At 63.4% G+C, this 25,182-nt stretch carries 25 protein-coding genes; 5 read left to right on the top strand and 20 right to left on the bottom strand.

The features are described from left to right. Positions 1 to 19 precede the first annotated feature (19 nt). The 3 genes from CRP40_RS00560 to CRP40_RS00550 all read left to right on the top strand — a co-directional run bounded on the left by CRP40_RS00560 (position 20) and on the right by CRP40_RS00550 (position 1,887). Positions 20 to 361, top strand: coding sequence for a hypothetical protein (locus CRP40_RS00560; protein ID WP_027913845.1), 342 nt, complete (start codon positions 20 to 22; stop codon positions 359 to 361). Between the two features lie 279 nt (positions 362 to 640). Continuing rightward, entirely contained in the window at positions 641 to 1,054 is a 414-nt protein-coding gene (locus CRP40_RS00555; protein ID WP_023534068.1) for a DUF4398 domain-containing protein, read from the top strand. Between the two features lie 50 nt (positions 1,055 to 1,104). After that, positions 1,105 to 1,887 carry an OmpA family protein gene (locus CRP40_RS00550; protein WP_027913844.1) on the top strand — a complete coding sequence of 261 codons (783 nt, stop codon included), beginning with the start codon at positions 1,105 to 1,107 and terminating at the stop codon, positions 1,885 to 1,887. An 88-nt stretch (positions 1,888 to 1,975) separates the two neighbouring features. On the opposite strand, the gene CRP40_RS00545 is transcribed toward CRP40_RS00550, so the two are convergent. The 18 genes from CRP40_RS00545 to CRP40_RS00460 all read right to left on the bottom strand — a co-directional run bounded on the left by CRP40_RS00545 (position 1,976) and on the right by CRP40_RS00460 (position 21,885). Further along, positions 1,976 to 2,302 carry a hypothetical protein gene (locus CRP40_RS00545; protein WP_023534135.1) on the bottom strand — a complete coding sequence of 109 codons (327 nt, stop codon included), beginning with the start codon at positions 2,300 to 2,302 and terminating at the stop codon, positions 1,976 to 1,978. Then, positions 2,299 to 3,222, bottom strand: a complete 924-nt coding sequence (locus CRP40_RS00540; RefSeq protein WP_027913843.1) for an alpha/beta hydrolase — start codon at positions 3,220 to 3,222, stop codon at positions 2,299 to 2,301. Before CRP40_RS00540 ends, CRP40_RS00545 begins: the two co-directional genes overlap by 4 nt. Beyond that, entirely contained in the window at positions 3,194 to 4,492 is a 1,299-nt protein-coding gene (locus tag CRP40_RS00535; protein WP_173645886.1) for a flavohemoglobin expression-modulating QEGLA motif protein, read from the bottom strand. Before CRP40_RS00535 ends, CRP40_RS00540 begins: the two co-directional genes overlap by 29 nt. Positions 4,493 to 4,595: 103 nt before the next feature. Next, positions 4,596 to 5,144 carry a hypothetical protein gene (locus CRP40_RS00530; protein ID WP_027913841.1) on the bottom strand — a complete coding sequence of 183 codons (549 nt, stop codon included), beginning with the start codon at positions 5,142 to 5,144 and terminating at the stop codon, positions 4,596 to 4,598. 27 nt (positions 5,145 to 5,171) lie between these two features. Continuing rightward, the gene (locus CRP40_RS00525; protein WP_027913840.1) at positions 5,172 to 5,876 is read right to left on the bottom strand and encodes a TetR family transcriptional regulator; all 705 of its coding nucleotides are present in this window, start codon (positions 5,874 to 5,876) and stop codon (positions 5,172 to 5,174) included. Between the two features lie 188 nt (positions 5,877 to 6,064). Continuing rightward, positions 6,065 to 7,567: a lysine--tRNA ligase gene (lysS, locus tag CRP40_RS00520; RefSeq protein WP_027913839.1), complete on the bottom strand. Its 1,503-nt coding sequence runs from the start codon at positions 7,565 to 7,567 to the stop codon at positions 6,065 to 6,067. Between the two features lie 92 nt (positions 7,568 to 7,659). Continuing rightward, positions 7,660 to 8,755 (bottom strand): peptide chain release factor 2 gene (gene prfB, locus CRP40_RS00515; protein WP_097223500.1). Its coding sequence is split into 2 segments (ribosomal slippage): positions 7,660 to 8,682 and positions 8,684 to 8,755, totalling 1,095 coding nucleotides; the frame shifts between segments, so codons are not numbered across the junction. Between the two features lie 140 nt (positions 8,756 to 8,895). Beyond that, positions 8,896 to 9,900: a PleD family two-component system response regulator gene (locus tag CRP40_RS00510; RefSeq protein ID WP_027913837.1), complete on the bottom strand. Its 1,005-nt coding sequence runs from the start codon at positions 9,898 to 9,900 to the stop codon at positions 8,896 to 8,898. Positions 9,901 to 9,951: 51 nt separating this feature from the next. Next, positions 9,952 to 10,965, bottom strand: coding sequence for a chemotaxis response regulator protein-glutamate methylesterase (locus tag CRP40_RS00505; protein WP_027913836.1), 1,014 nt, complete (start codon positions 10,963 to 10,965; stop codon positions 9,952 to 9,954). Next, positions 10,962 to 13,265 (bottom strand): hybrid sensor histidine kinase/response regulator, encoded by a 2,304-nt coding sequence (locus CRP40_RS00500; RefSeq protein WP_027913835.1) that lies wholly within the window; start codon positions 13,263 to 13,265, stop codon positions 10,962 to 10,964. Before CRP40_RS00500 ends, CRP40_RS00505 begins: the two co-directional genes overlap by 4 nt. Beyond that, on the bottom strand, positions 13,262 to 13,930 hold the full coding sequence (locus tag CRP40_RS00495) for a chemotaxis protein CheW (RefSeq protein WP_027913834.1): 669 nt from the start codon (positions 13,928 to 13,930) through the stop codon (positions 13,262 to 13,264). Before CRP40_RS00495 ends, CRP40_RS00500 begins: the two co-directional genes overlap by 4 nt. Beyond that, positions 13,927 to 15,192 carry a CheR family methyltransferase gene (locus CRP40_RS00490; protein ID WP_027913833.1) on the bottom strand — a complete coding sequence of 422 codons (1,266 nt, stop codon included), beginning with the start codon at positions 15,190 to 15,192 and terminating at the stop codon, positions 13,927 to 13,929. The genes CRP40_RS00495 and CRP40_RS00490 overlap by 4 nt, the downstream gene beginning before the upstream one ends. After that, on the bottom strand, positions 15,189 to 15,695 hold the full coding sequence (locus tag CRP40_RS00485; RefSeq protein ID WP_027913832.1) for a chemotaxis protein CheW: 507 nt from the start codon (positions 15,693 to 15,695) through the stop codon (positions 15,189 to 15,191). Before CRP40_RS00485 ends, CRP40_RS00490 begins: the two co-directional genes overlap by 4 nt. A 5-nt stretch (positions 15,696 to 15,700) precedes the next feature. After that, positions 15,701 to 17,323, bottom strand: coding sequence for a methyl-accepting chemotaxis protein (locus CRP40_RS00480; protein ID WP_027913831.1), 1,623 nt, complete (start codon positions 17,321 to 17,323; stop codon positions 15,701 to 15,703). 143 nt (positions 17,324 to 17,466) lie between these two features. Then, positions 17,467 to 18,150, bottom strand: coding sequence for a tellurite resistance TerB family protein (locus tag CRP40_RS00475; RefSeq protein WP_027913830.1), 684 nt, complete (start codon positions 18,148 to 18,150; stop codon positions 17,467 to 17,469). A gap of 143 nt (positions 18,151 to 18,293) precedes the next feature. After that, on the bottom strand, positions 18,294 to 19,400 hold the full coding sequence (locus CRP40_RS00470) for an NADH:flavin oxidoreductase/NADH oxidase (RefSeq protein WP_027913829.1): 1,107 nt from the start codon (positions 19,398 to 19,400) through the stop codon (positions 18,294 to 18,296). Between the two features lie 224 nt (positions 19,401 to 19,624). Further along, a complete protein-coding gene (gene recJ, locus CRP40_RS00465) occupies positions 19,625 to 21,334 on the bottom strand; it encodes a single-stranded-DNA-specific exonuclease RecJ (protein WP_027913828.1) in 1,710 nt (569 codons plus the stop codon). An 8-nt stretch (positions 21,335 to 21,342) separates the two neighbouring features. Further along, positions 21,343 to 21,885 (bottom strand): YaeQ family protein, encoded by a 543-nt coding sequence (locus CRP40_RS00460; RefSeq protein ID WP_023534041.1) that lies wholly within the window; start codon positions 21,883 to 21,885, stop codon positions 21,343 to 21,345. Positions 21,886 to 22,017: 132 nt separating this feature from the next. On the opposite strand from CRP40_RS00460, the gene CRP40_RS00455 reads away from it, so the two are divergent. Beyond that, positions 22,018 to 23,217, top strand: a complete 1,200-nt coding sequence (locus tag CRP40_RS00455; protein ID WP_027913827.1) for a CaiB/BaiF CoA-transferase family protein — start codon at positions 22,018 to 22,020, stop codon at positions 23,215 to 23,217. A gap of 110 nt (positions 23,218 to 23,327) precedes the next feature. After that, positions 23,328 to 24,182: a TIGR02285 family protein gene (locus CRP40_RS00450; RefSeq protein WP_230396055.1), complete on the top strand. Its 855-nt coding sequence runs from the start codon at positions 23,328 to 23,330 to the stop codon at positions 24,180 to 24,182. A 126-nt stretch (positions 24,183 to 24,308) separates the two neighbouring features. Here CRP40_RS00450 and CRP40_RS00445 read toward each other — a convergent pair whose 3' ends face one another. Both CRP40_RS00445 and CRP40_RS00440 read right to left on the bottom strand, forming a co-directional pair. Next, complete coding sequence (locus CRP40_RS00445; RefSeq protein WP_023534040.1) at positions 24,309 to 24,590, bottom strand: DUF3509 domain-containing protein; 282 nt, start codon at positions 24,588 to 24,590, stop codon at positions 24,309 to 24,311. Between the two features lie 69 nt (positions 24,591 to 24,659). Further along, a complete protein-coding gene (locus CRP40_RS00440) occupies positions 24,660 to 25,088 on the bottom strand; it encodes a response regulator transcription factor (RefSeq protein ID WP_027913826.1) in 429 nt (142 codons plus the stop codon). Positions 25,089 to 25,182 lie beyond the last annotated feature (94 nt).

Below are 25,182 nucleotides of genomic sequence, written 5' to 3'. Positions count from 1 at the left end.
GGCGCTAACAGAGGTCATCATGAAAATTCGTGAACTCGCCCAGCACTGGGAACAGAACGCGGCCGGCACCCTCAGCCGTACCGAACATGTGTTGCACCTTGATCTGGAGTCCGAAGCGCGCCTGGCAGCGCTCATCGACATGTACCCCAAGCGAACCGCCGAAGCGCTACTTGGCGAACTGGTCGGTGCGGCGCTGGAGGAGCTGGAGGCAAGCTTCCCCTATGTCCAGGGACGCCAGGTCATCGCCACCGATGAAGAGGGTGATCCCTTGTACGAAGACGTAGGGCCCACGCCCCGCTTCCTCGCACTTTCGCGTCAGCATTTGCATGCGCTGAACGGGGCGGGGGGAGATGAGAAATGACCGTCGCCCGACCAAGACTTCGGTTGCTGGCCGTAGCGAAAACCGCTTGGGCAGGCAAAAGTTCCGCTGAATTTCAGCTGACCGATTAGTCAGAAAGAGTTACTCGTAATCTGGACTTTTTACTGAACTATTCGAAAATTCTTCCAGTCGGAGCCAATAGCCATCACGCTAAAACCCTGCACACCGGTACTTGTGCGCCATTCAGCTGAAGCGCATGAAAACGGTCCGGGGAATGAGCGATGGACTGCTACGGACATCGTCATTATCAGGAGTGATCCAATGGAGCTGACCACCATGAAAACCCGCACTGTCAAACCTTCATCCACTTACGTGCGCGGGTTCAAGCTGGCCGCGCTGGCCCTGGGCAGTAGCCTGGTCCTGGCTGGCTGTGCAGGCAACCCGCCAACCGAACAGTATGCTGTGACCCAGTCCGCCGTGAACTCTGCCGTCAGCGCAGGCGGCACCGAGTACGCTGCTGTCGAAATGAAAGCAGCTCAGGACAAGTTCAAGCAGGCCGAAATCGCCATGCATGACAAGAAGTACGACGAAGCCAAGCGTCTGGCCGAACAGGCCGAATGGGACGCGCGTCTCGCCGAACGTAAGGCCCAGGCGGCCAAGGCCCAGAAGGCCGTACAGGACGCCCGTCAAGGCGCCCAGGACGTACGTGAGGAAGGCCTGCGCAGCGCTCAATGAGCCCTGCCCTGTCTCCCTTAGCCTTCGCACTCGATCAAAGGATGAACACTATGCGCAAACACGTCATGATTCCCGCCCTCCTGGCCCTGAGCGTCGGTCTCGCTGCCTGCTCGCACGACCCGAACGCCAACCTGGAAGCGGCTCGCACCAACTTCTCTTCCCTGCAGAGCGATCCGCAGGCCAGCAAAGTGGCTGCCCTTGAAACCAAGGATGCCCAGGACTGGCTGAACAAGGCTGACAAAGCCTACATGGACCGCGAAGACGAGCAGAAGGTCGACCAACTGGCCTACCTGACCAACCAGCGTGTTGAAGTGGCCAAGCAGACCATCGCCCTGCGCACTGCTGAAGGCGACCTGAAAAACGCCGCCGCGCTGCGCGCACAGGCCAAGCTGGACGCCCGTGACGCCCAGATCGCCAAGCTGCAGCAAAGCCTGAACGCCAAGCAGACCGAGCGCGGCACCCTGGTAACCTTCGGCGACGTGCTGTTCGACTTCAACAAGGCTGAGCTCAAGAGCAATGCCTACCCGAACATCACCAAGCTGGCTCAGTTCCTTCAGGAAAACCCTGAGCGCAAAGTGATCGTCGAGGGTTACACCGACAGCGTCGGCTCGGCCAGCTACAACCAGTCCCTGTCCGAGCGTCGCGCCGGCAGCGTACGCATGGCACTGGTCCGCGCAGGCGTAGACCCAGCGCGCATCGTTGCCCAGGGCTATGGCAAGGAATATCCGGTAGCGGATAACTCCAGCAACTCGGGCCGCGCCCAGAACCGTCGTGTGGAAGTGACCATTTCCAATGACAACCAGCCAGTTGCACCGCGTTCTTCGATGAAGTAACGCTGCACGGCAGGAACAAGAACCCCGCGCTGGAGCGTCCCTCCAGCGCGGGGTTCTTTTTTGGTGCTACCGGTTAGCCACGTAGGCCCTATCGCACCTGCTGCGGCGTATCGGCGCCCACGCAGCGTACGGCGCGCTTGCGGCTGTCGACGAGCACGCCACTGAGGCCTTTTTGCTGGGTGTCGAACAGTACCAGCACGCCATCGGCGCACTGGGCTACCTGCGCTGCGGGCTCCAGTGACACCTTGTAGTCTTCGCCCGGTACCGTCTTGAGCATGGTGAAATCCTGCAGCAACAAGGCATCCTCAGGCTTGGCGAAGTGCAGGTAGCCGTAGTACCACAGGGCCCCTACCGTCACGATAATGCTGCCGACTCCTGTCAGGATCAGCGGTATGGCGTTGCGTTCTTCGCTCATTGCGGGTTCTTCTCGTCATAGGCATTGGGCACTTCGGCGAGCCGCCGCAGGCCGGTGAAGTGGCTGGGGTCATCCAGAAAACGCAGCATCACTTCACGCCAGGTAGGGTCGGCGAACGTCTGCACGTGTCCACCTCGGGTCAACTGCAGCACCCGTGGAGGGGGTGCCTGCTGATACAGGCGGATGACGTTGTTCATGGGCACCAGGTCATCATCGATGCTGTGGAAAAAGAGCTTGGGCGGGCTGGTCAGCTGCCCGACGGACTCGATGGCGCTATCGGCATCGGGCACCAGCCAGGACAACGGCACCTGAAGCGGCCAGGTCATCCACGAGGTGCTCAAGGCGTATCGGCCCACCGCCCGGTAGCTGGCCGGAACGCCGTCGAACACCAGAGCGCTGAAGCGTTCGCGCTGCTCGGGATGGGCCGCCAGGTAGTGGATGGCCATGGCACCGCCCAGGCTCTGCCCCAGCAAGACCAGGGGTTTGCCCTTGACCTGCGGAGACTGGTCGAGCCAGGCCATGGCGGCGGCGATATCCTGATAGACCTCAGGTAGCCGCGGCTTGCCATCGGACAGGCCGTAGCCTCGGTAGTCGATCATCAGCACTTGGTAACCCTGCTCCGGCAACCAGTAGCTGCCGCCCAGGTGACCGGGCAGATTGCCCCCATTACCGTGCAGGTGCAGTACCGTGCCCTTGACCGCCACACCTGGCTTGGCCGGCAGCCACCAGGCATGCAGGCGTACACCGTCGGCGGCGACCAGGGTGACATCGCTGTAGGCGAGCCTGGCGCGCTCTGGCGTGAACGCTTGGCCCCGCTCAGGGTAGAACAGCAAGCCGCTGCACCCGCCCAGCAGCACCAGCACCATGCCCGCCGTCAGCAGGCGGAGCCCGTCAAAGGATATTCGCGTAGTCGGTTTCAATACGGTCCAGGCTCAAGTGGTTGAGGAAGTTGGAAAAGCACATCCAGGCCGACAAGGCGTTCAAGTCGCGGAATTGCTCAGGCAGGTACTTGGGCGGCTCCACCAGGCCCTCCTCGACAAGCTGGCGCAGGGTGCGCATGTCTTCGAGGGTGGTCTTGCCACAGAACAGCAGCGGTATCTGCTCCAGCTTGCCCTTCTTCACAGCCAACTGAATGTAGTTGTAAACCATGATGAAGCCCTTGAGGTAGGACAAGTCCTTGGTGAATGGCAAGCCATTGGGCACCGACCCACGGAATACCCGGCTGGCATTGCTGTAGCTTTGCCCCATGTCGAAGCCCTGCTCCTGGAAGAACCGGTACACCTGCATGAAGTCCGCACCGTCCTCGACCATGTGTATGGCGCGGGTGCGGTTGGTCAGTTTGCGCAGGCGGCTGGGGTAGGAGGCGAAAGCGATGACTTCCATCAGGATGGCCAGGCCTTCCTGGGTCACCGTCGAGGACGGCGGGCCCTTGGCCAGGAACGTGCAGATAGGCTGGTTCAGGCCATTGAGGGTAGTGCCCACGTGCACCAACCCCTCGTGCACTTCCAGGGCCCGTACATCGCGCGCGTTGAACATGGCATCGGCACGCACCTTGATGTAGTCGGCACCGGCGGCGGCATCGGCCACGATACCGTCGGACTCGAACACGCGAATGGTCCCCTCGGCTTCACCGAACACCTTGTTCAACCGGCACTGGAGGATTTCCACCGCCTGCTTGGCCGTCAGGTCCTTCGGCTCGTCCTTGAGGTCACCGCGTCCATCGATGTTGTTCAGGTAGTCCGACAGCATCAGGCCAAGGTCGGCCAGGGTCGGGTCACCGGCATGGAAAACATCGGAGGCAGCGCCGTACAGCTCCTGGGAAATCAGACCGAAATCTTGCGTACCCCTGGCCTCGAGCATGCGCACGACCATGCGGTACTCGCGGCACATGCGTTTCATGATCTGCCCCACGGGGCTGAACTGGCCAAGCTGGCGAATGATGTCACGCTCGATAGCCTGGAACTCCGCCTTTACAGCGCTGGAGTCGAACCCCAGTGAGCGCGCCTGATAATAGGCACGGTCCACGGCAGGCGGGACCTTGCCCTTGGCCTCGAAGAAGCCGCGACGGATGCCATCGTCCCACTTGACTGCATCGAGCACGCGAATCGGCGTTTGCGCAGCCACGATGCGGTCGGACAGTGCGCGAATGGTTTGCTGGTACTCGTCCACAAAGAAATCCTTATCGGCCATCAGGCCAAGCCATGTCCCGCTCGTGTCGGCCGACTCAAGTGTCGAGCAGCCGAGGCGAGAGTGCGCCCTTGGCGCATCCGCGAATCACCAGAGACTTGCCCTGTCACTGGCCAGCGCGTTTGAAGCGCACTGCCTCCACGAACAGGTCCGAATTCGCTGGGTCGTTGAGGTAGGCCAGGACACGCGCTGGTGGGCTGTCGACCAGCAGACCCTCGCCGTTGTCCTGCGCCACCTCGGTGCTGTGCCCGCTCAATTCCTTGCTGTTCACGGCCTGCTGCACTTGCTGCAGATCGAGGTTATAGACCACCAGCTCCTTGCCATCGACGATATCGAAACCACCGATCACGTAGTTGCCGCCCAGGTCGCCAGGCACTCGCGCCGACAGGTACCAGCGGTTACCCTGCTGGGCCACATTGAATACATAGGTTTGGGCAGATTTGCCCTTGGGTGTGGCCACCGCTTTGTAGGCACCTGCGTCGGCACGCGTGATGACCAGCTTCAGCGGCTCGCCCCAGGCGTCCTTGGTGGTCCAGCTGCCCACCAGCCCCTTGGGGGCCGAGGACTTACCGGGTAGCGGTTCGGAAAAGGTCACCAGACAACCGCCCAGCATCAGGAATGACAGCGTCAACAGCACCACACGCCAGGCTTTCATCAGGTTTCTTCCTCGAAAAGGTCGGGCTCAAGCCGACGCCAGCACCAACTGCAAGTATCGGGTAAGCATCGCCAGCATCGGCCCATCGGCCTGCGCCTCGGCGTGCTTGAGCAGGCCCTGATATTCCATCTGCTCGATAATCGCCGTCAACATCTGTGCATCCTGTTCGGGCTGTCGCGAGCCAACGACCTGCAGCAGTTGGCGCGTACCGTGCAGCAGAATCTGCTCGTGAGCACAGACCAGCTCGGCCAGGCGTGGGCACAGCAGCGCTTCCTGGCGAAACGCCTGCTCGGCCATCATGAAATCGCGGCGGGTGAGCAGTTGGCGCTGCACGTAATCGGCCGTCATGCGCGCCACTTCATCGGCCAGTTTTGCCCGTGCCTGGGGACTGCCGTCACCTTGGGCCAGCAGTTGGCGCAACACTGCTTCGGTGTTGAGCCAGAGCTTGGCCATGTAGGCGGCGCTGCGTTCGACGTACTGGGCGAACGTGTCGGTGAGCAGGTCCTCGATGTCCTTGAAGTAGTAGGTGGTGGCCGACAGCGGCACCCCTGCCTCTGCGGCGACGGCACGGTGTCGCACGCCCCGCACGCCATCGCGCACCACGATGCGCATGGCGGCGTCCAGAATCAGTTGGCGACGCTGCTCACTGCCTTGCCGGGCCGTCTTGCGGCCCTGGTAGCGCACGCTTTCGGCAACGGCAGTGGCGATGCCTGCAGCCCCTTGTTGAGCCATGGCGGTTGTCATGGAGTACCTCATGTACGGTGTCTGGTCGGAGCATGCCCGTTCGCGTCCGATCTGCCCCCAGGCGTTGGAATCGCAGATTGCTTCGCAGGCGCTTGGATCGCGAGCGGGCCGGTAATGACAACATAATGCTTCAGGCAAGAAAAAGCCGCCTGAAAAGGCGGCTTTTTCGACTTCACTCAGCCCTGCGGACGCATGTGCGGGAACAGGATCACATCGCGGATCGATGGCGAGTTGGTCAGCAGCATCACCAGGCGGTCGATGCCGATGCCCTCGCCCGCCGTTGGCGGCATGCCGTATTCCAGCGCGCGCACGAAGTCGGCGTCGTAATGCATGGCCTCGTCGTCACCGGCATCCTTCTCGGCCACCTGGGCCAGGAAGCGCTCGGCCTGGTCTTCGGCATCGTTGAGCTCGGAGTAGGCGTTGGCGATTTCGCGCCCGCCGATGAACAGTTCGAAACGGTCGGTCACCGCAGGGTTCTCGTCGTTGCGACGGGCCAGCGGCGAGACCTCGAACGGGTACTCGGTGATGAAGTGCGGCTGCTCCAGCTTGTGCTCGACCAGCTCTTCGAAAATCATCACCTGCAGCTTGCCCAGGCCTTCATGGCCCAGCACCTTCGCACCGGCCTTGCGAGCGATGTCGCGGGCGCGGTCGACATCCTGCAGATCGGCAGCGGTGAGCTCCGGGTTGTATTTGAGGATCGAGTCGAACACCGACAGGCGCACGAAGGGCTCGCCGAAGTGGAAGACCTTGTCACCGTACGGCACATCGGTAGATCCCAGCACCAGCTGCGCCAGCTCGCGGAACAGTTCCTCGGTGAGGTCCATGTTGTCGCGGTAGTCGGCGTAGGCCTGGTAGAACTCGAGCATGGTGAACTCGGGGTTGTGGCGCGTCGAAACCCCTTCGTTGCGGAAGTTGCGGTTGATTTCGAAGACCTTCTCGAAACCACCGACGACCAGACGCTTGAGGTACAGCTCAGGCGCGATACGCAGGAACATGGCCATGTCCAGCGCATTGTGGTGGGTTTCGAACGGCTTGGCCGCTGCACCGCCCGGGATGGTCTGCAGCATCGGCGTCTCGACTTCGAGGAAGTCGCGCTCGATGAGGAACTTGCGAATGTGCGAGATGACCTGGGAGCGCACGCGGAAGGTGTGGCGTGTCTCTTCGTTGACCATCAGGTCGACGTAGCGCTGGCGGTAGCGCTGCTCGGTGTCGGTCAGGCCGTGGTGTTTGTCGGGCAGCGGACGCAGCGACTTGGTCAGCAGGCGCACCTGGGTCATTTCGACGTACAGGTCACCCTTGCCCGAGCGAGCCAGGGTGCCCTCGGCGCTGATGATGTCGCCCAGGTCCCAGGTCTTGACCGCAGCCAGGGTTTCTTCGGGCAGGGTCTTGCGGTTGACGTAGACCTGGATGCGGCCGGTCATGTCCTGGATGACCATGAACGAGCCACGGTTGAGCATGATGCGGCCCGCCACCTTGACCGGGATCGCGGCTGCTTCCAGCTCTTCCTTGGTCTTGTCCGCGTACTGTTTCTGCAGGTCGTTGCAGTAGCTGTCGCGACGGAAGTCGTTGGGGAAGGCATCGCCCTTGGCGCGTTCTGCTGCAAGCTTTTCCTTGCGCAGGGCGATCAGGGCGTTTTCTTCCTGTTGCAGGTCTTGCGATTCGGTCTTCAGGTCGCTCATGTCGTCTTTGTTTCCATCAGGTATTCGTTGCCCTTGGCGGGCAGGGCGCGCGCTACCGGCACGAGGCCGGTGGCGCGGCGATAGGGTGTGGCTTACAGCCCCTGTTTGAGGCTCGCTTCCAGGTACTGGTCAAGGTCACCGTCCAGCACTTTCTGGCAGTCGCTGCGTTCCACGCCGGTACGCAGGTCCTTGATGCGCGAGTCGTCCAGCACGTACGAGCGGATCTGGTGGCCCCAGCCAATGTCCGACTTGCTGTCTTCCAGCGCCTGCGAGGCCGCATTGCGTTTCTGCATCTCCAGCTCGTACAACTTGGCCCGCAGCATTTTCATGGCGGTGTCCTTGTTGGCATGCTGGGAGCGTTCGTTCTGGCACGCCACCACGGTGTTGGTCGGCACGTGGGTGATACGCACTGCCGAGTCGGTGGTGTTCACGTGCTGGCCGCCGGCGCCCGAGGAGCGGTAGGTGTCGATGCGCAGGTCCGACGGGTTGATCTCGATTTCGACCTTGTCGTCGATTTCGGGCGAGACGAACACGGCCGAGAACGAGGTGTGGCGGCGGGCGCCGGAGTCGAACGGGCTCTTGCGCACCAGGCGGTGCACGCCGATCTCGGTGCGCAGCCAGCCGAAGGCATATTCGCCCTTGATGTGCACGGTGGCGCCCTTGATGCCAGCCACTTCGCCCTCGGAGAGTTCGATGATGGTGGCGTCGAAACCACGCTTGTCGGCCCAGCGCAGGTACATGCGCAACAGAATGTTGGCCCAGTCCTGCGCCTCGGTCCCGCCGGAGCCGGCCTGGATGTCGAGGTAGGCGTTGTTCATGTCCATCTCGCCGCTGAACATGCGACGGAACTCGAGCTGGGCCAGGTTTTCTTCAAGGCCATGCAGTTCGGTCACGACGTCGCCGACAGCGCCCTCGTCGCCCTCTTCGACGGCCATGTCCAGCAGGTCCTTGCAATCGGCCAGGCCGTTGGACAGCTTGTCCAGCGTCTCGACGACCTGCGCCAGCATGGACCGCTCACGGCCCAGGGCCTGGGCGTACTCGGGCTTGTTCCAGACGTTGGGGTCTTCCAGCTCGCGATTGACTTCGATCAGGCGGTCATGCTTGAGATCGTAGTCAAAGATACCCCCGAATGGACTGGGAGCGGTCGGAGAGGTCCTTGATGGTGTTCAGGATCGGTTGGATTTCCATGGGCAGGCTACTCGTGCGAATTCGGTGAAAAGCCTGCGAGTATAACCGAGTCGGCCGCGTGGCGGCAGACCCGCCTGGCAGGCATCGACAACCAGCCGCCGGGTGCAGCCGCTCGAAAGGAGCACCCCTCGCCCAGCGCGCTAGGCGACACCCACCTGGTTGCGGCCACCGTTCTTGGCCTGGTACAGCCCTTTGTCCGCCGCCGAGATCAATTGCCGACAGAGGCTGCCGATAGCGGGAACCTGCGTGGCCAGGCCCACGCTGACGGTCAGGTACGCTCCGGCAGCCGGTGCCGTGTGCTCGATCGCCAGGCCCAGCACGCTCTGGCGCAGTTTCTCGGCAACCAGCCTGGCGCCACCTGGGGAGGTGTTGGGCAACACCAGGGCGAACTCCTCGCCGCCGTAGCGGGCCGGAAGGTCGCTAGGCCGCGAGCACGAGCCACGGATGGCTTCTGCCACGCGCCGCAGCGCTTCGTCTCCGGCCAGGTGGCCAAAGGTGTCGTTGTAGGCCTTGAAATAATCGACGTCGATCATCAACAGCGACAACTGTTGCTGCTCGCGCATCGCCCGTCGCCACTCAAGCTCCAGGTACTCATCGAAATGGCGTCGATTGGACAGGCCCGTCAAGCCATCGGAGTTCATCAGCCGTTGCAGCATCAGGTTCGAATCGAGCAACTGCTGCTGGCTGACCCGCAGGGCGCGGTAAGCTTCGTCGCGCTGCAATAAGGTCAGGTAGGAACGCGAGTGATAGCGAATGCGCGCCACCAGCTCGATGGTGTCGGGCAGTTTGACCAGGTAATCGTTGGCCCCGGCCGCGAACGCGGCGCGCTTGACCAGCGGGTCTTCCTTGGTCGACAGCACGATGATCGGGATGTCCTGGGTGGCCGGGTTGCTGCGGTACTCACGCACCAGCGTCAGGCCATCGAGCCCGGGCATGATCAGGTCCTGCAGGATCACCGTGGGCTTGATGCGCATGGCCTGCTGCACCGCCTGGTGCGGGTCGGCGCAAAAATGAAAATCGATGTTGTCCTCATGGGCCAGGCCCCGCCGCACGGCTTCCCCGATCATGGCCTGATCGTCGACCAGCAGCACCATCGCCGAATTTTCATCGGCGGCGGTGAACCCTTCGATGGGGAGCTCATTCATGGCTGTTCACCTGAACACTGCCGGCCGGGCGGCATGATTCGTTACGCTTCATCATTGTGAAAAAATTTCCGTCAGACGCCCGGCTATGCCTTCAAGCGGGCGGATTTCCACTGCGGCATCGATCGCCGCAGCAGCCTTGGGCATGCCATAGACAGCACTGCTGGCCTGGTCCTGGGCAATGGTCAGAAAACCCCGTTGGCGCATCATCTTGAGCCCCTGTGCTCCGTCACGCCCCATGCCGGTGAGCAATACCCCCACTGCCTCGCCTGACCAGTAGCGCGCCACGCTTTCGAAGAAAACGTCGATGGAGGGGCGGTAGATTTCATTGACCGGTTCGGCAGTGTAGGCCAGTTGCCCGTTCTGTAGCAGGCGCAGATGGTGGTTGGTTCCGGCCAGCAGCACCTGCCCAGGTTGCGGTGGCTCGCCTTCGCGCGCCAGGCGCACCGGCAGCCCGGCCGCACTGCTGAGCCATTCGGCCATGCCAGCGGCAAAGACCTGATCCACATGCTGGACCAGCACGATCGCGGCCGGGAACCCGGCTGGCACTCTTTTGAGCAGTATTTCCAGGGCCGCCGGACCACCTGCCGAGGAACCGATGGCCACCAACCCTCGTCGCTGGCTCGCTTCACGCAGCGGTGCGGCAACCGGCCTGGGCGTCGGCGGGCGCTGCTGTCCAATCAGCCAGCTGATATTGAGAATCTTGCGCAGCAATGGCGCGGCGGCTTCGCGGGCGTCGCCCGCACCCAGCGCCGGTGTGTCGACCACATCCAGTGCACCATGCCCCATAGCTTCGAATACCCGGTGCACATTCTGCTTGCGATCGACCGTAACGATGACGATGGCGCACGGGGTGTCGGCCATGATCCGGCGAGTCGCTTCCACGCCATCCATCACCGGCATGATCAAGTCCATCAGGATCAGGTCCGGTTGCTGCTCCTGACAGCGTTGCACGGCTTCGGCGCCGTTGCTGGCCACCCACACCACCTCATGGGCAGGTTCCAGCGCGACGGCCCGGCGCAAGGCCTCCACTGCCAAGGGCATGTCATTGACGATGGCGATCTTCATCCGTGAGCACCTCCGATCAGTTCGACTACAGCATCCAGCAACGCATCGTCGTGGAAACTGGCTTTAGCCAAATAGTAGTCGGCCCCGGCATCCAGGCCGCGCCGTCGGTCTTCCTCCCGGTCCTTGTAGGAAACCACCATGACGGGCAGCGATTGCAAGCGTTGGTCACGGCGCACCAGGGTGACCAACTCGATGCCGTCCATGCGCGGCATGTCGATGTCGGTGATCAGCAAGTCGAAATCGTCGCCGCGCAGAGCGTTCCAGCCATCCATGCCATCGACCGCCACCGCGACGTCATAGCCGCGATTGCCCAGCAGCTTGCGCTGCAGCTCACGCACGGTCAGCGAGTCGTCGACCACCAGGATGCGTTTGCGCGCCAGGCCAGAGGCGCCGGCACCGCCGCGCTCGACGCGCTCGAGCGTACCGGTGCTGAGCAGTTTGTCGACCGAGCGCAAAATGTCCTCCACATCGACAATCAGCACCACCGAGCCGTCGTCCAGCAGCGCCCCTGAAGAAATGTCCTGCACTTTGCCCAGACGCGGATCGAGCGGCATCACCACCAGCACCCGCTCGCCGATCAGCCGCTCGACCGCCACGCCATACAAGCGCTCGCGCTCGCGGATGACCACGACCCGCAGGCTGTTCTGATCGGTTTGCCCGGCCGGCCGGTGCAGCAACTGGCTGGCGGCTACCAGGCCGATGTGCTGGCCGTCATGCCAGAAGTGCTGCCGCCCTTCTATCTGCACGATGTCGTTGGCGTCCACCGCCAGGGTGTGTTCGATATGCGCCAGAGGGAAGGCATAGGCCTCCCCGCCGACTTCCACGACGAGGCTGCGCACGACCGACAAGGTTTGCGGTACCTGCAGGTGGAAGCGGCACCCCAACCCCGGCGTCTGGGTCAATTCGATTGCCCCGCGCAATTCGCGGATCATGTGCTGCACGGCGTCAAGCCCCACACCCCGCCCGGACACTTCGGTCACCGTATCCCGCAGACTGAAACCCGGCAGGAAGAGGAAGGTGAGCAATTCATCGTCACTCATGCGCTCGACGGTTTCGGCCGGAGACAGGGCACGTTCCACGATGCTGGCACGCAGGCGATCCAGGTCCACGCCGGCACCGTCGTCCATCAGCTCAAGGCTCAGCATCCCGGCGTGGTGCGAGACGCGCAGGCGGATCAGCCCTTCTTCGGGCTTGCCCGCCAACAGCCGCCTGTCTGGCAGTTCGATGCCATGATCGACCGCGTTCCGCAGCAAGTGGGTCAGCGGCGCTTCGAGTTTTTCCAGGACGTCACGATCGACCTGGGTTTTCTCCCCTTCGATGATCAGGCGCACCGGTTTGCCCAGGGCGCGGCCCAAGTCGCGCACCATGCGGCTCTGCCCGGCCAGCACATCGGCAAATGGTCGCATGCGACAGGCCAGGGCGGTGTCGTAGAGCAGTTGTGCACGCTGGCTGGCCTGCCAGCCGAACTCGTCCAGGTCGGCCGCTTGCTGACGCAGGATCTGCTGGGTTTCGGCCAACAAGCGTTGGGTCTGGGCCAAGGCCTCGAGCACCTCGCCACCCTGGCCGCTGTCTTCGAGTTGCAGGCGCAGCCCATCGAGCGCCTGCATGCCCTGGCCATGCATGCGCTTGAGACGCTGCAAGGTGGCCAGGTAGGGCTTGAGACGCTGGGTTTCCACCAAGGACTTGCTGGACAGGTCGAGCAGGCTGTTGAGCCTGTCGGCGGTCACCCGCAGCACCCGCTCGCCCCCCTCTACTGTGCGCTTGCCGGCCTTGCGACGCGGCGCAGGCTCAGCATCGTCTGGCGGCTCAGACGCTGGTACAGGCGCCGCCGCCGGTGCCTGGCTCGCCACCGGCGGCGGCGCCATCGGTGCACCGGCCTGTGCGGGAACGGCAGGTGCTGCGCTCGGCCCCCCGGGCTCCAATACGGCGGCCATCAGCACCAGGAAGCCGGGCACATCGTCCTGGGCGGCGGTGTCGCCAGGTGTGGCAATGCGCATCAACAGGTCGGTGCCCTGCAGCAGCGCGTCGATATGCTCCGCGCTCAGGCGCAGGCGACCTTCCTGGGCTGCCACCAGGCAGTCCTCCATCACGTGCGCAACGGTGACACCGGCATCCACCCCAACGATGCGTGCAGCCCCTTTGAGGGAATGGGCCGCGCGCATGCAGGCTTCTAGCTGGTCGGCCTGCGTGGGGTTGCGCTCAAGGGCCAGCAGCCCGGCGTTGAGCACCTGCGTCTGGGCCTCGGCTTCAAGGCTGAACAGTTCGAGCAACGAGGCGTCGCGCATTTGCTCAGGTGTCATGACAGGCTCCGCTGTACGGCAGACAACAGCTGTTGTTCATCCAGCACACGCACGCTGCGCCCGCGCCATTGCAGCACCGCTGCCGTGAAGCGCATGGCGTCGTGAGCAGGGTCCATGGGCCGATCAAGCCGATGAATGCCGTCGATTTCCTCGACGGCCATGACCACCGGGCCACCCTCGGCCGCCAGGATCAGCATGCGCGGCAAGCCACGATTGCTGCGCTGTTCAGTCACGCTGCCAGGCGTACCCAGCAGCTCCTGCAACGACAGGCACGGCACCAAGGCACCGCGTACATTGGCAACGCCCAACAGCACGCGCGAGCGCTGATGGGGTAGCGAATGCACGGCCTGCAAGGGCGCGATCTCGGCCAGGCATGCGGTAGGCAACGCCAGCCACTCCTCCCCCAGGCGGAACAACAGCATCGAGCGCCCTGTACAGGCCTGCTCGACTGGCTCCAAGTCCGGCTGGGCATCGGTGTCCTGCACCAGCGCATAGCGGTCCAGCAGACGCGTGGCAGCGGCGGCGTACACCTCGCAGTTGCGGCAATGGACATGACGCTCAAGCAGCGGGCACTGCTTGTTGCCATGCACACCGATGCGATTCCAGCAGTCGTCGATGCGCACATCGGTTTCGGCGAGCAGGTCGGTCACAGCCTCATCGTTCATCGGTCAGCCTCCCGACCGGCACGCATGGCACGGCTCTGCAAACGCAGGGCCCCGGCCTGATCACCTTGGGCCTGCAACAGCACGGCCAGGTGAACGAGCGCTTCTGGGTGCTGCGGCTCAAGGTACAGCGCCTTGCGGTAGTGAACCTGTGCTTGTTGCAAATCACCTTCGGTGTCGCTGAGCAGACCCAACCAGTAGTACACCTGGGCCGACGGCGGGTACTGGCGCAGGTAGCGCTGGCAGGCATCACGCGCCTGCTGGCTATTGCCGGCATTGGCATGCTCGGCAATGCTTGCCAGCAATTCGTGGGGGCCGGTCCGGGGGGCTTCGACGGTCTGCCGGTCAGGCACAGGCCCAAGGGACCCGCGCAAGCGCGGCACCGGGGCGCTGGCCGAGCGGTAGCCGGTCAACGGCTTGATGGGGTCGCGTTGAATCGGCACGGCCGGCACCGGGCGTTGCTGGGTCACATCGTCCTGGCGGACATAGGCAAACGACTGGGCAATACCCACCGGGCGCATGCCAAGGCGAGCCAGCAGGCTGCCTTCGGCAGGCCCGATGAACAGCACGCCTTGAGGATGAAGCAGGCGCTTGAGGGTTTCGAACACCCGTTGCTGGGTAGGCACATCGAAATAGATGAGCAGGTTGCGGCAGAACACGAAGTCGTAGAGGCCCTCCCGGTTGGCCAATGCCGGATCGAGGACATTGCCCACCTGCAGGGTCACTTGCTGGCGCACGCGGTCATGCACGCGATGGCCTTCGTCAGCGACATCGAAATAGCGTTCGCGAAAACCCAGGTCATCGCCACGAAACGCATTGCGCCCGTAGAGACCCTGGCTGGCCTTGGCCACGGACGCAGGACTGATGTCCATACCGTCGATCAGGAAGGATGCCGGGGGAATGCCGGCATCGAGCAGCGCCATCGCCAGTGAATAGGGCTCCTCCCCTGTCGAACAGGGGAGGCTGAGCAAGCGCAGTGGGCGAGCGGCGGCCAATTTGGCCAGGCGTTTGTGCGCAAGGCCTGTCAGCGCAGCGAAGGACTCGCGGTAGCGGAAAAACCACGTCTCCGGCACGATCACCGCTTCGATCAGCGCCTGCTGCTCGGCCGGCGATTGCTGCAGGCGCACCCAGTAGTCGTCCAGACCGCTGGCACCCAGTGCCGCGCTGCGCTGACGCAGGGCACGCTCGACCATCGACGCGCCTACCGATTCGACATCCAAACCTATGCGCTCACGCAGAAAATGAAAGAAATGCCGTTCGTTCATGCGCAGGTCCCGCCCTGTGGGTCAGGGTACAGCACTCGGTGCACGGCCTCGGGCAACACCTGGTCGACCTCGATGCGCTGCACCAGCCCCAGGGCATCCTGGCGGACCGGCCCCAGGAAAGGTGCGGGGTCATTGTTTACGCCATAGGGTTTGAATTCATCAGCACGGCAGCGCAGGGTTCCGGTGGCATGCTCCAGAATCAGGCCCAGTTGCAGTGCGCTGCGATAGCGCACCAGCACCAGGCGGGTACTGGTACGCTGCAGCGCCGGCCGCCCCACGCACAAGGCAGCCAAGTCCACCACCGGCACCAACTGACCCCGGTAGGCAAGAATGCCCGCCACCCAGTGCGGCGCTTGCAACACTGGCTTGAGAGGCTGACGGGGCAGTACCTTGATCACGTCCTGTACAGACAGGGCAAAACGCTGGTCGCCCAGGTGAAACTGCAGGTACAGCGCGCCGTTGTCGTGGCCTGCCGGCACGGCGCGCGGTTGCATGTCGATCATCGCCTTCAGACTTTGAAGCGCGACACGCCGCCGCGCAGGCCGGCGGCGACCTGGCTCAGCTCGTCGATGGCAAAACTGGCCTGGCGCAGCGACTCCACGGTCTGGGTACTGGCGTCGCTCAGTTGCGCCAGGGCCTGGTTGATTTGCTCGGCACCGGTGGCCTGGGCCTGCATGCCTTCGTTGACCATCAGTACACGCGGCGCCAGTGCCTGGACCTGATGAATGATCTGGCTCAATTGCTCACCGACCTGCTGAACCTCGAACATGCCGCGGCGCACCTCTTCGGAAAACTTGTCCATGCCCATGACCCCGGCCGACACGGCCGACTGGATCTCGCGCACCATCTGCTCGATGTCATAGGTCGCCACCGCCGTCTGGTCAGCCAGGCGGCGCACTTCGGTGGCCACCACGGCAAAACCGCGGCCGTATTCCCCGGCCTTCTCGGCTTCGATGGCCGCGTTGAGCGACAGCAGGTTGGTCTGGTCGGCCACCTTGACGATGGTGACGACCATCTGGGTGATGTTGCTGGCCTTCTCGTTGAGGATGCCCAGCTTGGCGTTGACCAGGTCGGCCGCACCCATGACCTGGTGCATGGTTTCTTCCATGCGCGCCAGCCCTTGCTGCCCGGAGCCGGCCAGGCTCGACGCCTGATCGGCGGCCGAGGTGACTTCGGTCATGGTGCGCACCAGGTCGCGGGAAGTGGCGGCGATTTCACGCGACGTGGCACCGATTTCGGTTGTGGTGGCGGCCGTCTCGGTGGCGGTGGCCTGCTGCTGCTTGGAGGTGGCCGCGATTTCCGTCACCGAGGTAGTGACCTGCACCGACGAGCGCTGCGCCTGCGCCACCAGATTGGCCAGCGCCTCGGCCATTTCATTGAAACCGCCCTGAACCGCGCCGAACTCGTCCTGGCGATCCAGGTTCAGGCGCATGCTCAGGTCACCCGAGCGAAGCCTGTCCAGCGCAGTCACGATGAGGCTCATGGGCGAGGTGATGGCGCGCAGCAGCAGCAAGCCACAAATACCGGCGGCCACGATGGCCAGCAACAGTGACACAACCATGCTGCCCTTGGCCGTGTTCACCGCGCTGACGATTTCTCGGGTGGCCGCGTCGGCGGACAGGCGATTCTGTTCGATCACCTCGTTCAGGTGCTTGCGCCCTTCGACCCAGGTGGGGGTCAGCACTTGGGAGATCAAACGCTGGGCTTCGGCATAATTGCGTTCGCGATACGCACTGAGCACCTGGTTGACGTTCTGCATGTAGGCTTGTTCCAGCTTCACGAAGGCGTCGAAGCGGGCCTGGTCCTCGCCATCGCGAATGGTGGTCTGGTAACTGGCCATGTGTTGCTTGAGCCGGTCTTCGAAACTCTTGAAGAGTTCCATGTCGGCCGAGCTGATCTCGCGCCGGTCAGAAAGCCCGACCAACTGTTGGCTGGTGACGTAACTGTCCACCCATGCGCTGCGGATCATCGAGCTGTAGTAGACCCCTGGAATGCTGTCGGCCCCAACTTCCTGCTCGGCAGATTCGATGGTCACCAAGCGCGAATAGGCCGCCACGATCATCAGCAGCATGATGGCGATGATCACGGCGAAACTTGCCAGGATCCGTTGGCGCAACGTCCAGTTCTTCACATTCAGCCCTCAGGGATTCACTACGAGCAGGAAAAATCGCCGAAGTATAGCCCAGGCGTCCTACAGAATTGCGTGTCATGTTCTGACAGAACGCCCAGACAACGCAGTGACCCTCCCGATCAGGCCAAAACTGCACGCGCGGCTCAGACCTGCCGCGCCTGCTTTTCCAGCTCATCGCGCAACCCTTGGGCCAACCCCAGCTGGCGCGCCAGTTCGTCCAGATAAGCACGTTCCATGTAGTTTTCCTGATCGACCATCATCACGCTGGCCAGGTACATCTCGGCAGCGATTTCCGGCGTCTGGGCCGCCCGGGCCACCTCGGCCGGGTCCAGCGGCTTGTCGAGCTCCGCATGCAGCCACTGCTGCACTTCACGGTCACCGTCCAGGCGGGTGAACTCCCCCTCGATCAGCGCGCGTTCGCGCTCATCCACATGACCATCGGCCTTGGCCGCAGCGACCAGTGCACGCAGCACCGCCTGGCTGTGCTGCTCCACCTGGGCCGCAGGTACGCGGTCTACCGTCTGGGGCTCTGGGGTGGGGGTCTGTTGGTTGGCCTGCTGGGCCTGCCAGTTGCCATAGGCCTTGTAGGCAAGCACGCCAAGCGCGGCGAGCCCCCCGTAGGTAAGCGCCTTGCCACCAAACTTGCGGGCTTTCTTGCTGCCGAGTAACACGCCCAGCGCACCGCCGCCAAGCAGGCCACCACCTGCGCCTGACAGCAACCCGCCGAGCCCGCCGGCGCCTGCACCCGTCTTGGCCCCGCCTGCCTGCTTTTCTAGCAGTTGCTGGCCGGATTTGAGCAATTGATCAAGCAAACCCCGGGTATTCATCATGCGCATCTCCACATCATGGAAGTCAGCAGCCAGATTAAGACTTGCCCCACAACACGGCACAGAGGATTTGCTTCCAGATGTTGCATCGCCGGAGGCGGCTTGCCGGTGCCTGCACACCCGCCGCCGGCATCCACGTCCTTTCAGTCGCGCAGGTCCGATTCGTGAATTGGGCTCGACCGGCTGGTGGCCCGCTGGTATTGCGCCGGCCAGGTGGCCTGGTGCCCGCCCAGGTCGTCGTCTGCATGCAACGGCCAGTACGGGTCGCGCAGCAGCTCCCGGGCCAGGAAAATCAAGTCGGCCTGGCCTGTGCGCAGGATGTGCTCGGCCTGGGCAGGCTCGGTGATCATGCCCACGGTGCCCGTGGCCATCTCCGACTCCTTGCGCACGCGCTCGGCAAAGCGGGTCTCGTAGCCAGGGCCGGTCGGAATCTCGGCATTGCTGGACGTGCCACCTGAAGACACATCGATCAGATCCACGCCAAGCACACGCAGGCGCCGGGCCAGCTCGACGGTTTCGTCCGGGTTCCAGCCGTCTTCCACCCAGTCGGTGGCCGACACCCGCACGAACAATGGCAACTCGGCCGGCCAGACTGCGCGAACCGCTTCGACCACCTGCAAGGTCAGGCGGATGCGGTTCTCGAAGCAGCTGCCGTATTCATCCTGACGCTGATTGCTCAACGGCGACAGGAACTGGTGCAACAGGTAACCGTGGGCAGCGTGCACCTCGACCACTTTGAAGCCCGCGTCCAGCGCGCGCCTGGCCGAGGCGACAAAGGCCTGCACCACGTCCTGGATCTGCGCATGGGTCAGCTCACTGGGCACGGTGTGCTCAGGATCGAACGCGATCTTCGACGGCCCGACCGGCTGCCAGCCGCCCTCCTCCAATGTGACGCTGCCATGCTTGCCCAGCCAAGGGCGGTAGGTGCTGGCCTTGCGCCCGGCATGGGCGAGCTGGATACCCGGGATGGACCCTTGAGCGGTGATGAAACGGGTGATGCGCTGCAAGGGGGCGATCTGCGCGTCCTCCCACAGGCCGAGGTCTTCAGCGGTGATGCGCCCGTCGGCCGTGACCGCCACGGCCTCGGTGACGACCAGGCCCGCACCGCCGACAGCGCGACTGCCCAGGTGCACCAGGTGCCAGTCGTTGGCCAGGCCATCGACCGAGGAATACTGGCACATCGGTGATACGGCGATACGGTTCGGCAGGGTCAGCTGACGCAGGGTGTAAGGCTCGAGCAGCATGCTCATGAGGGCACCTCCCAATGGCTGCAAAGTGATCCGGCCGGGCACTCGTTCACACATTCCTGGCCCGGTACCGGTCTGTGTTCAGACTAGACCAGATTGGGTAGGGGGAAGGTTCCATGGGATTTGGCAGTGATGCCCTGGGCGCTGTGTGAAAAGCCTCGATACGCGGTGAGGCTGGGTTAAATACAGCCAGGCCTCTTCTCGAAACGTTTCACACAGATCCTGGCTCAGCGCGGCTCCATGTGGGCGATCATCAGTTGCACGCTTTCATTGCCGCGGAACTCGTTCACATCCAGCTTGTAGGCCAGCTCCACCCAGCGCACGGTCGGGTTGGGCCAAACCTCGCGGTCGATACCGAAGGCGATGCCGTCCAGGCGCACCGTGCCGCACTCGCTTTTGAGCACGACTTTCAGATGGCGCTCACCCACCACGCGCTGCTCGACCAGCTGGAACACACCGTGGAACAGCGGCTCCGGAAAATGTTGCCCCCAAGGCCCGGCTTGACGCAGCGCCTTGGCCAGGTCCAGGTGGAATTCCTCCACCGCCAGACTGCCATCAGACAGCAGTCGCCCGGTGAGGTCGTCCTCGCACAGTTGGCGGCGGACCTCCTGGTCGAAGGCCTCGGCGAACGCGGGATAGTTGGCTTCGGGCAGGGACAGCCCCGCCGCCATGGCATGGCCGCCGAACTTGCTGATCAGCTGCGGATGGCGCGCGGCCACCGCATCGAGCGCGTCGCGGATGTGAAACCCCGGCACGGAGCGCGCAGAGCCCTTGAGCATGCCGTCACCGGCATCGGCGAAAGCGATGGTTGGGCGGTGATACCGTTCCTTGAGGCGAGAAGCCAGGATGCCAATGACGCCCTGGTGCCACTCTGCATCGAACAGGCACAGGCCATAGGGCATCGATTCGACCGGCAAGTCCCGCAACTGGGCCAGTGCTTCACGCTGCATGCCCTGTTCGATGGACTTGCGGTCCTGGTTCAGGCCATCCAGTTGCTGAGCCATGTCCAACGCCAGGGCATAATCCTCGCAGAGCAGGCACTCGATACCCAGGCTCATGTCGTCCAGGCGCCCGGCGGCGTTCAGCCGCGGGCCCAGAATGAAACCCAAGTCGGTGGAGGTGATGCGCCGGTGGTCGCGCTTGGCTACCTCCAGAATTGCCTTGAGGCCAGGCCGGGCGCGCCCGGCACGAATGCGCTCCAGGCCCTGATGCACCAGGATGCGATTGTTCGCGTCCAGCGGCACCACGTCAGCTACGCTGCCCAAGGCAACCAGGTCCAGCAGTTCGCCAATGTTCGGCTGCGGCCGGGTGTCGTAGCGGCCCAGGCTGCGTAAGCGCGCGCGCAGGGCCATGAGAACGTAGAAAATCACCCCGACGCCTGCCAGCGACTTGCTCGGAAACGGGCAGCCTGGCTGGTTGGGGTTGATGATGGCATCGGCGTCCGGCAGCGCCTCGCCAGGCAAGTGGTGGTCGGTCACCAGGACCTTGAGGCCAGCCGCCTTCGCCGCCGCGACGCCGTCGACGCTGGAAATCCCGTTGTCGACCGTGACCAGCAGCTGCGGTTGGCGCTGCAATGCCACTTCGACGATTTCCGGCGTGAGGCCGTACCCGTATTCGAAGCGGTTGGGTACCAGGTAGTCCACGTGGGCCGCACCGAGCAGGCGCAAACCCAGCACGCCGACGGTACTGGCCGTGGCGCCATCGGCATCGAAGTCACCGACGATCAGAATGCGCTGGCCTTGGTCGATGGCCTGCACCAGCAGGTCGACGCCCGCGTCCATGCCCTTGAGCTGCTGGTAGGGCAGCAGGCGCGCCAGGCTCTTGTCCAGCTCGGCCTCGCTTAGCACGCCACGGGCGGCGTACAGGCGCGTCAGCAAGGGTGGCAGGTTGCCAAGAAACGGCAGGGTCGGGGGCAGCGGGCGAGATTCGATACGCATGGGATGGTTCAGCCACGCTCCCCCAGCAGCCACTGCAATTGCACTTCGTGCTGGCCACGGTCATCGGTCACGAACACCGTGCCTTCGCTGATCATCACATCCCATTTGATGCTGCGGGGCATGTCGGTGGCCAGGGTCTCGAGCACCTCCTGAGGCACGGCCGCGATGCTGAGGTTCTTGAGGTTCTTCACCGCGCTCACCACCTTGCCTTCCCACACACGCAGACTACCGTAGGCCAGCAGGCTGGTGCGTTCGGTACGGCGAGAGCACCAGGTCAGGCGATCGGCATCTGGCTGGCCTACTTCGATCCAGTGCAACACGCGGTCGTCCAGGCTCTTTTCCCAGAGCGCCGGCTCATCGACGTCCGACAGCCCCCGGCCGAATGTCAGGTTTTCGTTGTACCACAGCGCATAGGCCAACAGACGAACCGCCATACGCTCCTCGGTTTCCGACGGGTGCCGCGCGATGGTCTGCTTGACGTTCTCGTAGACATTGCGGTCGAGGTCGGTCAGGTTCAGTTCGAATTTGTAGGTGGTGGACGGCTGGGCCATGGTCGGGGTGCTTCTTGCCTGAAGAAAAGTCGCACAGTCTAACCGATCCAGTCCACGGTTGCGCCGCGGCAGTATCTGCCGCATCGCAGCTGTGATAAAAACACCGCCCTTCATAGCTGCCACGGATGCCCCATGTCGACGTCAAGCAAACCCCTCGCCGGCCTTAAAGTGGTCGAGCTCGGCACCTTGATCGCCGGGCCATTCGCATCGCGCATCTGCGCCGAATTCGGCGCGGAGGTGGTCAAGGTGGAATCGCCCGACGGCGGCGACCCGTTGCGCAAGTGGCGCAAGCTTTACGAGGGCACCTCGCTGTGGTGGTTCGTGCAGGCGCGCAACAAGCGCTCGCTCACCCTCAATCTCAAGCACCCCGACGGGCGCGACGTCCTGCGCAAACTGCTGGCCGAGGCGGACATCCTGATCGAAAACTTCCGTCCGGGCGTGCTCGAGAAGCTCGGTTTTGGCTGGGACGTGCTCCATGCGCTCAACCCACGGCTGGTCATGGTGCGCCTGTCAGGCTTCGGCCAGACCGGGCCCATGAAGGAGCAACCAGGCTTTGGCGCGGTGGGCGAGTCCATGGGTGGCTTGCGTTACATCACTGGGTTCGAGGATCGCCCGCCCGTGCGCACCGGTATTTCCATCGGCGACTCCATTGCGGCGTTGTGGGCGGTGATCGGCGCACTGATGGCCCTGCGTCATCGCGAGGTCAACGGGGGTTTGGGCCAGGTGGTCGACGTGGCGCTGTACGAGGCCATCTTCGCCATGATGGAGAGCATGGTGCCGGAGTTCGACGTCTTCGGTTTCATCCGCGAGCGCACGGGCAACATCATGCCGGGCATCACGCCCTCCTCCATCCATACCAGCGCAGACGGCAAGCATGTACAGATCGGCGCCAATGGCGATGCCATCTTCAGGCGCCTGATGTTGACCATCGGCCGTAGCGACCTGGCCGAGGACCCGAGCCTGGCCACCAATGACGGGCGAGACCTGCGCCGCGATGAGCTGTACGGGGTCATCGATCGCTGGGCCAACGGATTGCCACTGGAGCAGCTTATGCAGGCCCTGACCGCAGCCGAGGTGCCGGCCAGCCGCATTTACTCGGCCGAAGACATGTTCAGCGACCCTCAGTACCTGGCGCGCGAGATGCTTCTGGAGGCGCGCCTGCCCGATGGCAAGGCAGTGCGCATGCCGGGCATCGTCCCAAAGCTATCCGACACCCCAGGCTCTGCCGATTGGGTCGGGCCAGCACTGGGCGAACACACCGACGAGCTGCTAAGCCAGCTGGGCTATGATGCGGCCGCCGTCGCCGCCCTGCGTCAGGCGGGCGCTGTCTGAGCCTGTCGCTGTTCCATTGCCTGCGCCCCGTTAGGTTGGCATGGACGGGTGCCCTACTGGCTGCACTGCTGAGCGTGCCATCAAGCGCTCAGGAGCGATTGCTGTGGCTGATGCGCGATCTGCCACCGTTCAGCGTATCCGAGGGCCCGGAAGAAGGTCGTGGGGTGATCGACCAGCTGTTACCGCAGCTGATCCAGCAGATGCCCGAATATGCCCACAGCACCGTGCGGGTCAATCGTGCGCGTGGCTTGCAGATGCTGCAGGACAGCAGCAGCCTGACCTGTGATCCGATGCTGCTGTGGACTGCCGAGCGCGCTCGCTATGTGCGCTTTTCCATCCCGTTGCTGGGCGTGCAAACCAGCGGCCTGGTCGTGCGCAAGGAAAACCACGCCCTGGTGGCGCCCCACCTCGACGGTGAGGCGGTCGATCTTCAAGGCCTGCTGAGCGACCCATCGCTACGCCTTGGGGTAGTGGCAGAGCGCAGTTACGGGGCTGTGATCGACGATACGCTGAGCCACTTGCCAGATGCCTCCGTCAGCCGGCACTACGGCACGCAGGCCACCGCCAACCTGCTGCAGATGCAACGCTTGGGCCGACTGCGCCTGGTGCTCGGCTACTGGCCGGAAGTTCGCTATCTGATCCAGCAACAGGGCGGATCGCCTGCTGACTACCAATTTCACCCGGTTCAGGGTGTGAAGCCCTACCAATTCCTGCATGTAGGCTGCTCGGCCAGCCCGCAAGGGCAAGCCGCCATGGCCCACATCGATCAGGTCTTGACCCAGCTGCGCCAGACGGTGCTACCGAACCTGTATGCGCATTGGCTCGACCTCGCTCAGCGGGCGGACTACCTTGAACACAGTCGCGCTTTCTTCAGCGAGCACACGGCGGCACACGCCGAACGCCCTGAACAGGACGAGCGCCACGCCGCTGGGCCGATCAACCTTCAAGATCCCCAACCCAGATAAAAAGAAACCCCGGACGCTGGGGAAGAACGTCCGGGGTCAAGCGAAAGCCCTTGGGCTTCCAGCGACAGCAGTGGCCATGCGGGAGCAAAGCAGTGGCCGGCTGTACTGATCAATCTGATGACTCGCTCAGGCAAAGGTTCCCTGAGGTTGCTGACGCTGCTGCAATGCAGCAATCACGCAAGGTTGCAGCCGCCCTTCGGCGATCTGCAGATCACGGTGCAGACCATCGACCATGTCCACCAGCAGACGTTGCTCCTGCAATTGACGCTCGCTGACCGTGCGCTGTAATACCACCCTGGCCAGGTGGTCGTGGACGGTCAATTGCCGGTTACCGTGGCTATCGGCCAGGCCCAAGTGCGCCTGGTAAGGGGTGAGGGCTTGGTTGAGCAGTCTGCAGATTCGTTCCATCCGGATTACTCGCTTGCTTGATGAGTTGTAAGGAGCAGACCTGCAAGCGAAGCGGAAAGTTCTAACCCTTCATGCTGTTGAATGCGCCGTCAGTGCGTTGATGGGTTGCGACCTTTCACGTTCGGACGGGCTTGGCAGTATTTGCAACACCCTTTGCAGGGCCGGGGAAGACAATGGCCATGGCAACTCCGCAATGACTTGCAAGCCAAAACCGCGGGCCTGATCAGCCAGGTTGCGTCGCCGGGCACCTGCCTGACCGACGAACAGCACCGGGCAGGCCAGCGGTAGCCGCTTGAGTATCGCAATGCCTGTGCGGGTGGGCATGGCATGGTCGAAAATCAATAAATCCGGGAAGAATGCGCCCGAAAGGCACGCGTCGAGCTCGGCCTTGTCCTGACAGACCCGCACCCGAAACACGCCCTGGGCATTGAGGGCCTGGTGCAGAAGGATCTGGTGGGACGGGCGCACCTGATGAATCAGTACATGGGGCTGTTGCATGAGCCGCTCCTGCTGGGAGGACCGGCTAATCTAGGCGCGATGACGATCGGCCAGAATAGGATTTTTCTGAATTAATGCATCGAAACCACTGAGG

Source organism: Pseudomonas sp. URMO17WK12:I9 (assembly GCF_900230165.1).
Lineage (GTDB): Bacteria > Pseudomonadota > Gammaproteobacteria > Pseudomonadales > Pseudomonadaceae > Aquipseudomonas > Aquipseudomonas fulva.
This window is presented reverse-complemented; position numbering and strand designations above follow the sequence as displayed.

What these genes read in the sequence shown, in the direction of transcription:
- CRP40_RS00500 (WP_027913835.1), bottom strand. Translation starts at nt 13,265, where the DNA reads ATGACACCTGAGCAAATGCGCGACGCCTCGTTGCTCGAACTGTTCAGC.
- CRP40_RS00560 (WP_027913845.1), top strand. Translation starts at nt 20, where the DNA reads ATGAAAATTCGTGAACTCGCCCAGCACTGGGAACAGAACGCGGCCGGC.
- CRP40_RS00555 (WP_023534068.1), top strand. Translation starts at nt 641, where the DNA reads ATGGAGCTGACCACCATGAAAACCCGCACTGTCAAACCTTCATCCACT.
- CRP40_RS00510 (WP_027913837.1), bottom strand. Translation starts at nt 9,900, where the DNA reads ATGAATGAGCTCCCCATCGAAGGGTTCACCGCCGCCGATGAAAATTCG.
- CRP40_RS00470 (WP_027913829.1), bottom strand. Translation starts at nt 19,400, where the DNA reads ATGAGCATGCTGCTCGAGCCTTACACCCTGCGTCAGCTGACCCTGCCG.
- CRP40_RS00440 (WP_027913826.1), bottom strand. Translation starts at nt 25,088, where the DNA reads ATGCAACAGCCCCATGTACTGATTCATCAGGTGCGCCCGTCCCACCAG.
- CRP40_RS00535 (WP_173645886.1), bottom strand. Translation starts at nt 4,492, where the DNA reads ATGGCCGATAAGGATTTCTTTGTGGACGAGTACCAGCAAACCATTCGC.
- CRP40_RS00445 (WP_023534040.1), bottom strand. Translation starts at nt 24,590, where the DNA reads ATGGAACGAATCTGCAGACTGCTCAACCAAGCCCTCACCCCTTACCAG.
- CRP40_RS00475 (WP_027913830.1), bottom strand. Translation starts at nt 18,150, where the DNA reads ATGAATACCCGGGGTTTGCTTGATCAATTGCTCAAATCCGGCCAGCAA.
- CRP40_RS00455 (WP_027913827.1), top strand. Translation starts at nt 22,018, where the DNA reads ATGTCGACGTCAAGCAAACCCCTCGCCGGCCTTAAAGTGGTCGAGCTC.
- CRP40_RS00460 (WP_023534041.1), bottom strand. Translation starts at nt 21,885, where the DNA reads ATGGCCCAGCCGTCCACCACCTACAAATTCGAACTGAACCTGACCGAC.
- CRP40_RS00490 (WP_027913833.1), bottom strand. Translation starts at nt 15,192, where the DNA reads ATGAACGAACGGCATTTCTTTCATTTTCTGCGTGAGCGCATAGGTTTG.
- lysS (WP_027913839.1), bottom strand. Translation starts at nt 7,567, where the DNA reads ATGAGCGACCTGAAGACCGAATCGCAAGACCTGCAACAGGAAGAAAAC.
- CRP40_RS00530 (WP_027913841.1), bottom strand. Translation starts at nt 5,144, where the DNA reads ATGAAAGCCTGGCGTGTGGTGCTGTTGACGCTGTCATTCCTGATGCTG.
- CRP40_RS00505 (WP_027913836.1), bottom strand. Translation starts at nt 10,965, where the DNA reads ATGAAGATCGCCATCGTCAATGACATGCCCTTGGCAGTGGAGGCCTTG.
- CRP40_RS00550 (WP_027913844.1), top strand. Translation starts at nt 1,105, where the DNA reads ATGCGCAAACACGTCATGATTCCCGCCCTCCTGGCCCTGAGCGTCGGT.
- CRP40_RS00450 (WP_230396055.1), top strand. Translation starts at nt 23,328, where the DNA reads ATGCGCGATCTGCCACCGTTCAGCGTATCCGAGGGCCCGGAAGAAGGT.
- recJ (WP_027913828.1), bottom strand. Translation starts at nt 21,334, where the DNA reads ATGCGTATCGAATCTCGCCCGCTGCCCCCGACCCTGCCGTTTCTTGGC.
- CRP40_RS00495 (WP_027913834.1), bottom strand. Translation starts at nt 13,930, where the DNA reads ATGAACGATGAGGCTGTGACCGACCTGCTCGCCGAAACCGATGTGCGC.
- CRP40_RS00545 (WP_023534135.1), bottom strand. Translation starts at nt 2,302, where the DNA reads ATGAGCGAAGAACGCAACGCCATACCGCTGATCCTGACAGGAGTCGGC.
- CRP40_RS00485 (WP_027913832.1), bottom strand. Translation starts at nt 15,695, where the DNA reads ATGATCGACATGCAACCGCGCGCCGTGCCGGCAGGCCACGACAACGGC.
- CRP40_RS00525 (WP_027913840.1), bottom strand. Translation starts at nt 5,876, where the DNA reads ATGGCTCAACAAGGGGCTGCAGGCATCGCCACTGCCGTTGCCGAAAGC.